Here is a 14343-nt window from a genome sequence, read left to right as displayed (position 1 = left end):
TGTGAGGATTGCTAATGCCGAGAGCAATACCACGGGAGGCCGAGTGCGGGGAGAGCTTCGCGGGGTGATGAAATTGCTCCAGCGGATTGCTGTCCGCACGCTGTACAGCTTGGGGCTGGATAGCGGTGAGGTCCTGCTGAGGGCAATGGGGAACCGGAGGTATGTGGTGGAGGGAGTCACTCCACTAGTAAAGACCTCCGGGCAACGATTGCCCGAGCCTTATCGGTCCGCAGCGCTAGCGCTGGAACGAAAGCTGGCTCTGGAGCAGCCGGGCCGCAGCGGCCTGCTGATGGGCATGGACCCGGAGTTTATCATCCTCCGGGAATCCACCGGCCGCGTCGTGCCTGCGTCGCGGTACCTGCCCACGGACGGCGTCGCTGGCTGCGACGCCGGACCTCCGGGAACGCGCGGCGCGTTCCCGGTCGCCGAGCTGCGCCCTCAGCCGCGCGGGGAACCGCGCGCACTGCTGGCGCAGCTGATGTCCGCCGCGGCGCTGGCGGACCGGCTCATCGCCGACCGCTCGCTGCGCTGGCGGGCGGGAGGCATGCCGCTGACGGGCTGGGCCCTCGGCGGCCATCTGCACTTCAGCGGCGTGACGCTGACGGCGCCGCTGCTGCGCGCGCTCGATAACTATCTCGCGCTGCCCATGCTTCTGCTCGAAGACGTCCGCGCAGGGGCGCGTCGTCCCCGATACGGCGTGCTCGGCGATTTCCGGACTCAGCCGCATGGCGGCTTCGAGTACCGGACCTTGCCGAGCTTCCTGGTATCCCCGGTCATCGCTAAAGGCGCGGTCTATCTGGCTCACCTAATCGTGAGCCATTATGAGGACCTGACGCAACGCCCGCTCGACCGGGAAGACCTGCATATCGCCTACTACAGCGGCGATAAATCTCCGCTGCGCGCCGCAATCCCCCCATTGCTGGCGCAGCTGCGTTCCCTAGGCGGCTACGAGATTGCCGCCCCCTATATCGAGCCTTTATTCGACTATATTGCCGCTGAACGGACGTGGGATGAATCACGTGATATACGTGAGTTATGGTGCAGCAAAGTAAAAGTGTGATTTTACTATTTGGTCTACATGTTAACAATGGTCCATGAACCGATATCTTGAAAACCAAGTAGTTTATAAATAACTCCGGCATGTGGGTTGTCATAAAAGAGGCACAATGACTTTCCTTCATAGAGCAGGTCTGCACATAGCTGTGCCATTACGCGCGAAGCAAGGCCTTGCTCTCTGAATGCTTGATGTGTGGCAACCCCTACAATCATCGCTGACATGGAATTTTCCGCTGAAGTTGAAGCGGTGACAATGACCTTATCTTCCCGTTCTATATAATAGGTGCGGCCGGTGTTGCTTTCCAGCGTTTTACGCAGGCTGGTTCTTGCACCATTCCGGCTGCTTTCAAATTCTTCAATGGTATCCGTGAGTGCGCAAATCGCTTCTACATCCTGAACCGTAGCTTTTTTAATAGGCTCAGCTGAAGAGAAGGACTCACTTATTTTATTGTTCATTTCTTTTAATTCAGCAAAAAACAGCTGTTTTACTTGTTTGAAATTAATTTCCCCGTCAAAAGCCTTCACCACCTCTGAGGCTCCGGAGATCATATGTATGTCATTATCCTTTCGGATAATCTCAGCGAACCCCTCGACATCAAAAGGGCCATCTGCATAAGGAAGGTAACTTCTATAGAAGCGCAGCAGAACGGCTTTTATCCGCCCGTCGGCTGGATCAATCTCTCCCCATAAATCCATGAAATCCTGCTCAAACTCAAAATTCTCCACATCGCCAATGATAAATAAATTAAGCGCCGGCTCTTTCCGCAGCAATGCCATCAGCAGCTCTTGATCATCCTTCGTTAGCTTTCGTATCATATTGTATTCTCCTTTGATTTTTATATGGGCTGACGCTCTGTGTTAAGATTTTACAATATTTAAAAGCAGAAGAATATACCTCCTGCAAGTGTTTGTCTGATAAGTATTCTAGTCTTTCGTTGTACTAATGTGAGGTTTCAGGGTAACTTTGTCCACCAATTTTCTGTTATAATGGGGGACAGCATTAAATAGGCATGGAGGTTGACCATGGCACAATATACGCCGATGATAGAGCAATATTTAAAGGTAAAGGAAGGGGCTAAGGATGCCTTCCTATTTTTTAGACTGGGCGATTTCTATGAAATGTTCTTTGAAGATGCCATTTTGGCTTCCAAGGAGCTTGAGATTACGTTGACAGGCCGCGAAGGCGGGGGCGAGGAGAAAATCCCTATGTGTGGAGTGCCTTACCACGCCGCCGAGGGATATATTCAACGCCTGATAGAAAAAGGATATAAAGTCGCCATTTGTGAGCAGTTAGAGGATGCTTCAGTCACTAAAGGCATGGTGAAGCGGGATATTGTACGCGTCGTGACACCAGGAACCGTGATGGATGGAAAAATCATTGCTGACAAGAGCAATAACTACCTCGTTTGCGTCACCGAAAGTGACGGAATGATGGCATTAGCTGCCTGCGATTTAACAACTGGTGAGCTGTATGTTACTTCGGTATTATCTGGAGCCGAATGGCTGCGTGATGAGATTGGCATTTATGAACCGGCTGAGATCATCGGAGACGCTGCACTTTTGGAGATCCTGCGAAGCGAAACGCCGCTGTTAGCCAAACCTGTAGTTTACACCCCTTGGGAGAAACGCGAGGAGGAGCTGGCACGTCGTCAGTTCGGTGAAGCGGCATGGGTACGTCTAGAGAAGGAACGTGGACAATGTCTGGCGCTTCTGATCTCTTATCTGAATGAGACCCAGCGACGTTCGTTAGGGCAGCTTAGTCAGATTTCTCCTTATGAACCAGGCAATTATATGATTCTAGATCCATTTACACGCCGGAATCTTGAACTAACCGAGACGGTTCGCGAACGCTCCAAAAAAGGATCCCTGCTCTGGCTGCTGGATCGAACGGAAACGTCGATGGGCGCCCGTCTGTTGCGTCGCAGAATTGATAAGCCGCTATTGCAGCGAGCTCCGATCGAACGGCGCCTAGAGGCTGTCGATTATTTGTACAATCAGTTTATCGTTCGCGAGGACCTGCGTTTAGCGCTTAAAGAAATTTATGATTTGGAGCGTTTGGTGGGTCGTATTGCTTTTGGCAGTGCCAATGGCCGTGATATGAATGCTCTGAAATTATCGCTGGCACAAATTCCTGCATTGAAGGATTTATGTATGACCTCCGGTTCAGCTACTTTACGAGAGATCGGTGCAAGTATGGATGAATGCGCTGAGCTGCGAGAGGATATTGACCGCGCAATCGTCGAGGATGCCCCGGTGTCTGTGCGCGACGGTGGAATTATCCGTTCCGGTTATCATGAACGTTTGGACGAGCTTAGGGAAGCTAGCAGTAACGGTAAACGTTGGATCGCTGAACTGGAAGCTAAGGAAAGACAGGCCACTGGCATTAAGTCACTGAAGATCGGCTATAACAAAATCTTCGGTTATTTCATAGAGATCACCAAATCCAATCTGGCTGCACTGCCGGAAGGACGATATGAACGTAAGCAGACGCTTGCCAACGCAGAGCGTTTTGTCACACCTGAGCTTAAAGAGAAGGAAGCACTCATTCTTGAAGCTCAGGATAAAATGACGGATTTGGAATACAGCCTCTTTACTGAGCTGCGTGATCGCATCAGCGGGCAAATTCCCCGCCTGCAAAATCTTGCGGAAAAGGTTGCCGAGATTGATGTGTATCAATGCTTGGCGGCAGTTAGTGCCGAACATCGTTTTGTGAAGCCAGTCCTTTCGGATGGTTATGATCTTCGGCTTGAAGGGGGCCGTCATCCCGTTGTGGAGGCGGTGCTTAAAGATTCTGCTTTTATTGCAAATGGAAGCACGCTGAGTAAGGAAGAAGGTAATATTCTTCTAATTACAGGTCCTAATATGGCGGGAAAAAGTACTTACATGCGTCAGGTGGCGCTGATCTGCATCATGGCTCAGATTGGATGTTTTGTACCAGCAAACAGTGCTGAAGTTCCGCTTATAGACCGGATCTTTACTCGTATTGGAGCAGCTGATGATTTGATCGGTGGACAAAGTACATTTATGGTGGAAATGGCTGATATCCAGGTTATGACAGAGAAAGCAACAGCTCGTAGCTTGATTATTATTGATGAGCTGGGAAGAGGTACCTCGACCAGTGAAGGTATGGCCATCGCTCAGGCGGTTATTGAATATGTACATGATGTTATTTCTTGCAAAGCTCTAGTTTCGACGCATTTTCATGAATTGGCTCATTTGGAAGGAAGTCTTAAAGGACTGCGGAATTACTCTATGGCTGTTCAAGAGAGCGGTGATAAAGTTAACTTCCTGCGCAAGCTAGTTCCTGGAGCGGCTGACAGCAGCTATGGCATCTATTGTGCACGTCTTGCGGGTCTTCCTGAAGGGATTATTGACCGAGCTTATGGTCTCTTGCAGAGCATTGAGCAGGCAGCCCATCCTGGTGGTTCTGAACTTCATTACGGGGGAAGCCTCGAAAGACAGGCGGCTGTAAGAGAAGTTGCTAGCGCATCCTCGATAGCGCAAGCCGTAAGTGTCATCACTGAGGCACCTGTAGAAAATGAGGTTGTTCAGTTGTCTATCTTTGGTGAGGAAGAACCACGCAAGAATCGCAAAGGTAGTGCACATCAAGTTGCGGTAACCGAAATCCAAGAGAATCCTGCGCTAAAAGAGTTCATTTCTTCTGTGCGTGACGCTGATCTTATGAATATGACGCCGCTGCAGGCGATGAGTCTGTTGAACGAGCTGAAGATGAAGGTTAAGGATCTGCAATAAAGATTTTATAATAATTGATTGCCTAAATAAGAGGTGAATGAAATGGCCAAAATTCATATATTGGACGAGCATATTGCCAACCAGATAGCTGCGGGTGAAGTAGTAGAGCGGCCAGCTTCTGTTGTAAAGGAGCTTGTCGAGAATGCAATTGACGCTGGCAGTACAAGAATTGAGGTATCGGTAGAAGAGGGGGGCTTGCAGAGCATCCGCGTTAAAGATAATGGCTCCGGGATTGATCCTGAAGATTGCGAGACCGCCTTTTACCGGCATGCTACAAGTAAAATTCTGAATGGCCGCGATCTATTTCAAATCACAAGCTTAGGCTTCCGCGGAGAGGCACTTCCCAGTATTGCCGCGGTCTCCAAGGTATCGCTTCTAACTGCAACTGCCGATGACGGCAAAGGGCGCCTAGTAGACATTGAGGGTGGCAATCTCATACGAAATGAGGACGCTCCTTCCGGCCGGGGAAGTGATCTTGCCGTTCGTGAATTGTTTTTTAATACGCCGGCAAGGCTGAAATATATGAAGAGTATTCAGACGGAGCTGGGCCATATCTCAGATGCCATGTACCGCATGGCGCTGGCTCATCCGGGGATCTCTTTTACCTTGCATCATAATGGCAATCAGCTGCTGCATACGCTCGGAAATGGTGATCTGCTGCAGGTCATCGCAGCTGTTTACGGAACCAATGCCGCCAAAGCAATGCTGCCGATTACGGCAGAAGACTTGGATTACCGGATTTCCGGATATATTAGTCGTCCAGAATGGACACGTTCCAATCGAAATGCAATCACTACTATTGTCGGTGGACGTTATATTCGCAGTAATGGACTGAACGCAGCAATCATGCGTGCTTATCACACCTTGCTTCCGATTAACCGTTATCCGTTATTAGTTCTTGAACTGGATATGCACCCCTCTTTGGTAGATGTCAATGTACATCCAGCAAAACTCGAGGTTAGATTCAGTAAAGAGAATGAGCTTTACACCTTTGTTGAGCAGGAGATCCGCAAAATACTGCTGGGGCAAAGTCTGATTCCACGTCCAAGCAAGGAAACAATCGGACCCAAGGGCAGCAGCTCCTTTATCCAGGAGCAATTTGCTTTTTCCAAAGGAGCTGTTCCGCCGTCATCTTCGAATGGTGATGAGAAGGATACAGCCCCTAAGGGATCTGCCAGCTTCTTAAGTGGACTACAGTCATCGAACCTTGACCGTAATTCCCGTGATTTTAGCAAGGATGGTCAGGCGGATCATCAGGTAGCTCGCGAGGTAGCTCCAGCTTACGGATCAGGCTATCCGTCTTCATCTTCGCAGGGGCGCCAAACTAATGCGAATACTAGTTATTCCAATAGCTATCGCCCGCAAGAAACGTCAATGGCGCAGAAGCAGCTCCCTTCGGTTGAGAAGCTATGGGCTCCACCACAACAAGAAGAGCCTGGACTTCCGGCCTTTCCTGAGCTTAATTATATAGGCCAGCATCATGGGACCTATATTATTGCCCAGAATGATGGAGGACTCTATTTAATCGATCAGCATGCGGCACATGAACGTATTAATTACGAATACTTCTATGAGAAATTTGGTCGGCCGGAGGATGCCTCACAGGAGCTGCTACTGCCGATTACACTGGAGTTCACGCCTTCTGAAAGTCGTCAGCTTAGTGAACGTCTACATTGGTTTCAGCAGGCCGGGGTATACCTTGAGCACTTTGGCGGACAGACCTTTCTTGTTCGTTCTTTGCCCTATTGGTTTCCTGAAGGGGATGAGAAGGCGGTCGTTGAAGAAATGGCGGAGTGGGTCTTAAGCGAGCGTATGATTGATCTTGCGAAGCTACGAGAAAAGTCATCGATTCTGTGTTCATGTAAAGCCTCGATTAAGGCCAACCATAAACTAACAGAACAGGAAGTGGAGGCTCTGTTGTCCCGACTGGCAGAGTGCAAACAACCGTATACTTGCCCACATGGACGGCCGATTGTGATCTCTTTTTCATCCTATGATTTAGAGAAATTGTTCAAGCGGGTTATGTAATTATACATTTTTTGAAATTTGTTAAGAGCAAGACTGGAGGCACCATGATTATAACTACGGGGTATAGCCCGATAATGGAAATAGTAGAACGCGCGCAAAGCCTTGCGGAGAGAACGGGTTGTAGTTATGCTCCACGTGAGAAGCTCTCCATTACAAGGATGGTTGAACATTACGGAGATGAGGATATTCTGATTCTATCTCAGGACGCTGTTCGACTACACCGCTTAGGAATGGAGCCTATGGAGTTTCATCCGAGCATGGGCTTCGTTCGCGCTAAACGAATTCTAAAGGGTGAGATCGAGCCGATGCTTGTTGCGGCTCGAATGCTTCCCGGAGATAGCGTATTGGATTGTACAGCTGGATTAGGAGCTGACTCCTTACTGTTTGCTGTACATGGTGGTGAGTCCTCAGAGGTTATCGCTTTGGAGAGCTCATTACCGCTGTACGCACTGCTCAGTGAAGGGATGTCTCATTACACCTCTGGGCAAGTAAAGGTCAATGAGGCTTTACGCAGAGTTAATGTCGTGCATAGTGAACATTTGGATTATTTACGGTCTCAACCAGATCGAAGTGTGGATATTGTTTACTTTGATCCTATGTTTCGCGTGCCTCTGACGGGTTCTGCCTCGATTTCCCCGCTGCGGCAATTCGCTAACCGTGCAGCCTTATCGACAGAGAGTGTAGCCGAAGCGGTTAGGGTCGCCCGTAAGACTGTTCTTTTAAAAGAAAAGGCTTTGAGTGGCGAATTTGAACGTCTAGGGTTTACTGAGCTGCTCCGAAGCAACTCCAAAACATCGTACGGGGTGATACACATTGACAACTAAAGAAAGGCATAAGGTTCTAGTGCTGTTAGGACCAACTGCCGTAGGCAAAACCCGGTTAAGTCTGGAGCTGGCAGCGGCTTATAACGCTGAGATTATTTCCGGCGATTCGATGCAGGTTTATCGTGGTATGGATATTGGTACAGCTAAGATTACACCCGCCGAAATGAACGGCATTCCCCATCACCTGATCGATATTCATGATCCGCAGGATGCGTATTCTGCCGCTGAATTTCAAGAGCAGGGCACTAGACTCATCGAGGAGATAAGCGCTAGAGGGAAGCTTCCCTTTATCGTAGGGGGGACTGGACTGTATATTGAGTCTTTATGTTACGGCTTTCAGTTCTCGGAAGCAGTGGCTGATGAAGCTTTCCGTAAAGAGCAGGATCAATTTGCGGAAGAACATGGAGCGCTTGCACTGCATGCCAGACTCGAGGCGGTTGATCCAGTCAGCGCAGCCAAACTTCATCCTAACGACCGTCGCAGAATTATCCGTGCACTGGAAATTCAACACCAGACAAACACTACACTTTCCGCTTCTCATGCTGCTCAAAAGAAGGAATCTCCCTATGACTTATGTCTCATAGGTTTGACAATGGACCGGAAAATACTATATAAACGTATTGAGGACCGAATTGATAGCATGCTGGCGGATGGTCTCGTTGCTGAGGTGAAGGGACTGCTGGATAACGGTTACAGCAGAAGCCTTGTGTCCATGCAGGGATTGGGTTACAAGGAAATTGCCGCTTACCTGGCGGGAGAGCTGACGCTGGAAGAAGCTGTGATACTGCTTAAACGCGATACTCGCCGATTCGCCAAAAGACAGTTGTCATGGTTTCGCCACATGAAGGAAATCGAGTGGATCGATGTCGAAGGTGAACAAAACTTTTCTGAGAATTTCTCAAAAATACGTGGTATAATAGCAGGAAAGTTTCTCTCAGGTCTTGAATATACTTCTGAACAATCTAATTGAACCATTGGGGGTACGTCATATGAACAAGTCCATTAACATCCAAGATACATTCTTGAACCAACTACGCAAAGAAAATATCCCTGCTACGGTATATCTGACCAACGGTTTTCAAATCCGGGGAATAATTAAAGCATTCGACAATTTTACAATCGTCATTGACAGTGATGGACGCCAGCAAATGGTGTATAAACACGCAATTTCCACGTTCACACCACAACGTAGTGTATCACTGATGCAAGACAGCAGTAGTGAAGAATAACATTTATCAAAAATGAATTGAAACCTTTCTTGTTTATAAATCGTTTGAATAGAGTGTGAGAGAGCAACCTGTGAAGGTTGTTCTTTTCATTCATGGCAGACCATTTATGTTTATTTCCGAAAGGGAGTCAGGAGGCATTATGTCTAGAGACGATACATCCAGGACGAATCACAATAGAGATAGAGGATCGTCCAGTTCCAAATCAAAACCAAAATCAAAACCAAAAAAGAAAAAGAAATTTTTGACGAAGAAGCGTGTGCTGTGGAGCTTGTTCTTCGCTACGGCATTGGCCATTTTCTGTGCATTAGGTGGATATCTGTTCATTATGCTAAATGGTCAAAAGCTTCTGCTTGAGAACCAGGATAAGCTAACAGTGAATGAAACGACTAAGGTATATGACCGCAATGCTAATTTAATCGGCGAATTATCACTGGAGAAAAGTGATCCAGTAGAGTATGAAGAAATTCCACCGTTATTGGTTAACGCTTTTGTAGCCACAGAGGACAAACGTTTCTTCGAACATTCTGGTGTGGATTTATGGTCGATTGGCCGGGCAGCAGTAAAGGATATAGCCGCACGAAGTATGGTAGAGGGCGGTAGTACCATTACTCAACAGCTCGCCAAAAACATCTTCCTGACACGGGACAAGACGTTTTTCCGTAAAGCAACTGAGGTGTCGATTGCCGTAGCCCTGGAGAATCAGAAATCTAAAGAAGAGATTATTACCATGTATCTGAACCGGATTAACTTCGGGGGTACAATTTACGGAATTAAAGCAGCATCAGTAAGATATTTTGGTAAAAGTGATTTGAGTCAGCTTAAGGTTTGGGAAATCGCGACATTGGCGGCTATGCCAAAAGGCCCGTCTCGTTACAACCCGCTGCGTAACCCTGATCTTTCGAAGGAACGCCGGGCAGTAGTGCTTCAGCTTATGTATGAGCAAGGGTACATTACGGAGCAGGAAAGAGACGAAGCAAAAGCCGTAGATTATAACTATAAGCCACCAGAAAAGAAACAGCGTTATCAAGCATTTATTGATTTTGCAGTAGATGAGGCGGAAGAAAAATTTGGATTGTCAGAAGATGATCTGAATATCGGCGGATACAAAATTTACACTACCATGGATAAGCATGCTCAAGAAACGGTTGAAGATGCTTTTGCAGATAGTGATAATTTTGAAAAGAGTGTAGATGAAGAGCTGGTACAAGGCTCAATGACGATTGTGAATCAGGAGAATGGCAGCATTGTCGCACTCCTTGGCGGACGGAATTATGAGAAAAAAGGCTACAGTCGTGTAACTGGCAGCCGTCGTTCTCCAGGTTCTGCTTTCAAACCAATTGTCTCTTATGCTCCAGCGCTGGAAACTGGGAAATTCACCATGAATTCAACGCTAAGCAACGAGAAGCAATGTTTCGCGAACTATTGTCCAACCAACCTGCACGGATATTCTAAGAGCATCAACATGAGTGATGCCATTCAGAAATCAGAGAATATTCCGGCTGTTTGGCTGCTCAATGAAATTGGTGTGAATACCGGATTTAAATTTGCCAAGAAACTAGGCATTGGATTGGAAGATGAGGATAAGAACCTCTCGCTGGCTCTTGGAGGCATGAGCAAAGGGACCAATACGCTGGAAATGGCGCAAGCCTACAGCGCTTTTGCAAATGGCGGCGAACTAAGAGAGGCTTATTCCATTAAATCCATCTCTGATAGCAGTGGTGAGACGGTCTACAAAGCGAATACAACGCCTGAGCGAGTGATGAGTAAGGAAACAGCTTATCAAATGACTGAGATGATGCAGAAGGTCGTGGAGAGCGGTACGGGTAGAAAAGCTAGGATTGACCGTCCTGTTGCCGGTAAGACCGGTACGACGCAAAGTGGATATTCTGGAATCAGCTCGAACCGTGATGTATGGTTTGTAGGCTATACGCCAGAATGGACTGCAGCAGTCTGGATGGGTTACGACAAGCCAAGTAAAAAGCATCTGCTTAAGAACAGCAGTCCGCTTGCCGCTGCTTTCTGGGGTAAGGTCATGGAGGAAGCGCTGAAGGATGTTCCTAAGAAATCCTTCCCGCAGCTCGATAACGAGATTGCTCCTGAGCCTACTGAAACACCAGAAACAGCTCAGACCGTTACTGGACTATCAGCAGCATATGATCCTTCTACGATGACTGTAAATCTCAATTGGGAGGCAGTTCCTGTTGCCGGCGTTGAGTATCGTATTTATCGTAGAGAGACATCGGAAGCTGAATTTGGCTCACTGTTAAATACAGTGACTACCAGCGCAGGCGATTTTAGTGCACTGCCTGGTTTGGTTTACGAGTATTATGTAACTTCTTATGACCCTGCGCTAAAAGTGGAGAGCGAACCCTCCAATGTGGTTAGTGTATCCGTGCAGGATGAAATGCCGACCCCTGAACCCACCATAGATCCTAATCTTCCGACCCCGACCCCAGAGGACGGTGGCAACAACGGAGAGAATGGAAATGGTGGCAATAACGGAGGCGGCAATGAGGGAGGCGGAAATGACGGCGGTACTACAATCCCTGAAATCACCCCGCCACCGCCAACACCAATGCCGACCCCAACTCCAGAACCCACTATCGGTGGAGAGGGTTCCGGCGATGAGAGTGGGAATGTATCCATAAACCCTGATCCAGAGACAGGTTTTGTGAACGGGGATTCTTCCACTCAATAAAACGAATTTGAATTTCGAACAATAGCTTTATCCATGGCAGTCCAGCTTTGCTTTATTTATAGAGCGAAGCTGGACTGCCGTTTTTATTAGGTTTAGAAGAAAAATTTCTTGTATTTTGCGGGATATTTTGAGTGTATCCTCTAAATGTGTTAAGCTGAATAGACCATACTGGAGAGGGTAATTTCTATGAAACGTAAATTCGGAGACCGGGCCAACTGGCGCCGGATTACGCGTCGCCATTTTGCCTGCCGCTATGTGGAGAGCCGGGAATTCAGCGGATATATTACGCTTTATACCATCTACGGGCTGAAAGAACCACTGTGGAAGAGCTATGGACGACATACATATCGAATTGCAGATAAAGGTTATTCCTGGCTGCAATATTTTCCGAAAGATAGTCACTATATTGTGACGGCTATGTTCGACGAAAAACAAAATATTGTTCAATGGTACATAGACACCTGTAAAGTGCAAGGCGTTACTGACCAAGGTGTGCCTTGGTTTGACGATTTGTATCTGGACGTGGTAGTACTTTGGAACGGCGAGGTGTTTTTGCTCGATGAGGATGAACTGGAGGAAGCACTGGAGAGGCAAGACATCTCAGAAAACGATTATAAGCTAGCCTGGGAGACTGCCCATACTATTTTACGTGGCATCGATGCTCATGCTTTCCCTTATTTCTCACTCTCTTTGAAACATCGTGCCGAATTATTTCATCATGGAGAATTCAGGAGGAAATAAAGATGGAATGGTACGTTTATGGAAGAGACTCTTCCCCGATTCGGATTGTTCGCAAAAAACGTCGAATTTGGTCTAAACGAACGTTGCTTATTGCTTTAATGGTTATTGTTGTAGTTGGTTTGTTGTGGTGTGCGTACGCATTGAGGAATATCAATAAAGCCGCAACGACAGATCCTATGCTCAAAGCCGATACAGGGATCATTCTTGGCATGTCGATGTGGGGAGAAGAACCTAGCCCGGGATTGAAGGAACGATTGGATTACGGGCTTAAGCTTTATCAAGAGGGGATGTTCCCGCATATCATAGTTTCTGGAGGTTTGGATAAACCTGATCTGAAATATACCGAAGGTCAAGGCATGCGCAATTATTTAGTAGCTCATGGAGTTCCGGATAGCGCCATTTCTGTTGAAAATAAAGCTACCAGCACTTACGAGAATCTTCTGTATAGCAAAGCAATTATGATAAGTGAGGGATTGTCCTCAGCAATTATTATTACGCATACATATCATGGATGGCGTTCACACGAAATCGCGGACGAGCTCGGTTATGTGAATCCTGAACTGGGGCTTACTGAATCCACTGTTCTGTCGATGACAAGGCATAAGTCGCGTGAAATTCTAGCCTATACGAAATGGAAAATCCAGCAGTTGTTCCTGTAATTGTTCTCAATTATCAGAATCTTCTAATAATGCTTCCTATTCCGGAAGAGACTTGATTAGAAAAGCCAGCCCCCAAATGGACTAAACTCTAAAGGGGGGCTATTTGTTATTTGTATATCAAAAATAATGGGGTTGTGAAATGATAAAAAAATAAAGTTCTGCTTATGACTTTTATGCATTTCGGTCATTCTATCCTCGTGTACCATCGTAGAAGATGCGAGAGATAGCAGGGAATCCAATGTCGAAACCCCATTCTTTAAAACAAGTGCATGATGTCATTCAGTTATTGCATATAATGCTCTAACGAGGTGATTACAATGGGTGAAGAAAATTTAAGAAAGATAACCATTAATGATTCCAGAATGAATATAACTTTCAAAAATCAAGACCCAACAAATATTACGAATGAAACATTGGAGAGCGCGCTGGCTCAAAATAATCATTTAGAATCTACAAAAGAAATCCTGCAAGAGCTTCATGAGCTTATCGGTCTTGAAAAGGTGAAGGATCTCATATATGAAATTCATGCGCTTATCCAAGTGGAAAAAATGAGACAAGAACTGGGGTTAAATGTAGTTAATCAGGTTTATCATATGTTGTTTAAAGGCAACCCCGGGACTGGGAAGACAACTGTAGCAAGAATCGTTGCCAAGCTGTTAAAGAATATGGGCATATTAAGTAAAGGTCAATTAATCGAAGTAGAGAGAGCGGATTTAGTGGGGGAATACATAGGGCATACAGCTCAAAAGACCAGAGACCTTGTTAAGAAGGCTATGGGTGGCGTTTTATTCATTGACGAGGCTTATAGCTTGGCTAGAGGCGGGGATAAAGATTTTGGAAAAGAGGCAATCGACTGTCTTGTAAAGGTTATGGAGGACAGGAATGATGATCTCATCATTATCTTAGCGGGTTATCCAAATGAAATGGAGATGTTCATGGAGGCTAATACCGGGCTTCCCTCACGATTTCCAATTCAACTCGATTTTCAGGACTACACAACAGATGAACTGATATTGATTGCACATAAAATGGCTGCTGAAAGAGACTATATAATTACTCCAGAAACAAACGGGAAACTAAAAGAGTTAATCCTTAATGAGAAAATTATTGAAGAAAACTTTAGTAATGCCCGTTATGTACGCAATATCCTCGAACAGGCAATCCGCCATCAAGCGGTTAGATTAATAAGCAGGCATGTCAAAATATCTAAACAATCTTTGATGGAGATCTTACCGAGAGACCTTGTTCTTCCGGTCGATGATTATTCAAAAGGGGAGAGTATAATTTCTTAAATAAATTGACACCGGCTAAGTTTATACGTGCTTAGTCGGTTTATCTTTTATAAAAGATTGAAG

At 46.6% G+C, this 14343-nt stretch carries 11 protein-coding genes; 10 read left to right on the top strand and 1 reads right to left on the bottom strand.

Features of this window, described 5'->3' with window-relative positions; all coding sequences use genetic code 11:
- Window positions 1-67 precede the first annotated feature (67 nt).
- Complete coding sequence (locus MHH89_RS08540; RefSeq protein WP_254848928.1) at window positions 68-1060, top strand: putative amidoligase domain-containing protein; 993 nt, start codon at window positions 68-70, stop codon at window positions 1058-1060.
- A 14-nt stretch (window positions 1061-1074) separates the two neighbouring features.
- Here MHH89_RS08540 and MHH89_RS08535 read toward each other — a convergent pair whose 3' ends face one another.
- Window positions 1075-1872, bottom strand: coding sequence for a GNAT family N-acetyltransferase (locus MHH89_RS08535; protein ID WP_341086832.1), 798 nt, complete (start codon window positions 1870-1872; stop codon window positions 1075-1077).
- 207 nt (window positions 1873-2079) lie between these two features.
- Between MHH89_RS08535 and mutS the strand changes: the two genes are divergently transcribed.
- The 9 genes from mutS to MHH89_RS08490 all read left to right on the top strand — a co-directional run bounded on the left by mutS (window position 2080) and on the right by MHH89_RS08490 (window position 14280).
- On the top strand, window positions 2080-4809 hold the full coding sequence (mutS, locus tag MHH89_RS08530; protein WP_076184448.1) for a DNA mismatch repair protein MutS: 2730 nt from the start codon (window positions 2080-2082) through the stop codon (window positions 4807-4809).
- A 42-nt stretch (window positions 4810-4851) separates the two neighbouring features.
- Entirely contained in the window at window positions 4852-6837 is a 1986-nt protein-coding gene (gene mutL / locus MHH89_RS08525; RefSeq protein WP_076306035.1) for a DNA mismatch repair endonuclease MutL, read from the top strand.
- A 44-nt stretch (window positions 6838-6881) separates the two neighbouring features.
- Window positions 6882-7661 carry a class I SAM-dependent methyltransferase gene (locus tag MHH89_RS08520; protein ID WP_076306034.1) on the top strand — a complete coding sequence of 260 codons (780 nt, stop codon included), beginning with the start codon at window positions 6882-6884 and terminating at the stop codon, window positions 7659-7661.
- Window positions 7651-8631, top strand: a complete 981-nt coding sequence (miaA, locus tag MHH89_RS08515) for a tRNA (adenosine(37)-N6)-dimethylallyltransferase MiaA (RefSeq protein ID WP_175619957.1) — start codon at window positions 7651-7653, stop codon at window positions 8629-8631. The genes MHH89_RS08520 and miaA overlap by 11 nt, the downstream gene beginning before the upstream one ends.
- A 19-nt stretch (window positions 8632-8650) precedes the next feature.
- Window positions 8651-8890 (top strand): RNA chaperone Hfq, encoded by a 240-nt coding sequence (gene hfq, locus MHH89_RS08510; protein ID WP_036687741.1) that lies wholly within the window; start codon window positions 8651-8653, stop codon window positions 8888-8890.
- Between the two features lie 139 nt (window positions 8891-9029).
- Window positions 9030-11588, top strand: coding sequence for a transglycosylase domain-containing protein (locus tag MHH89_RS08505; protein WP_341086828.1), 2559 nt, complete (start codon window positions 9030-9032; stop codon window positions 11586-11588).
- Between the two features lie 186 nt (window positions 11589-11774).
- Window positions 11775-12329, top strand: coding sequence for a DUF402 domain-containing protein (locus MHH89_RS08500; protein ID WP_076190185.1), 555 nt, complete (start codon window positions 11775-11777; stop codon window positions 12327-12329).
- Window positions 12330-12331: 2 nt separating this feature from the next.
- The gene (locus MHH89_RS08495; RefSeq protein WP_340919198.1) at window positions 12332-12988 is read left to right on the top strand and encodes a YdcF family protein; all 657 of its coding nucleotides are present in this window, start codon (window positions 12332-12334) and stop codon (window positions 12986-12988) included.
- A gap of 317 nt (window positions 12989-13305) precedes the next feature.
- The gene (locus MHH89_RS08490; RefSeq protein WP_076098759.1) at window positions 13306-14280 is read left to right on the top strand and encodes an AAA family ATPase; all 975 of its coding nucleotides are present in this window, start codon (window positions 13306-13308) and stop codon (window positions 14278-14280) included.
- Window positions 14281-14343 lie beyond the last annotated feature (63 nt).

Source organism: Paenibacillus sp. FSL H7-0323, from assembly GCF_038002725.1.
GTDB lineage: Bacteria > Bacillota > Bacilli > Paenibacillales > Paenibacillaceae > Paenibacillus_AQ > Paenibacillus_AQ odorifer.
The sequence above is the reverse complement of the archived record's forward strand: the minus strand, read 5'-3'. Positions and strand labels throughout refer to the sequence as shown.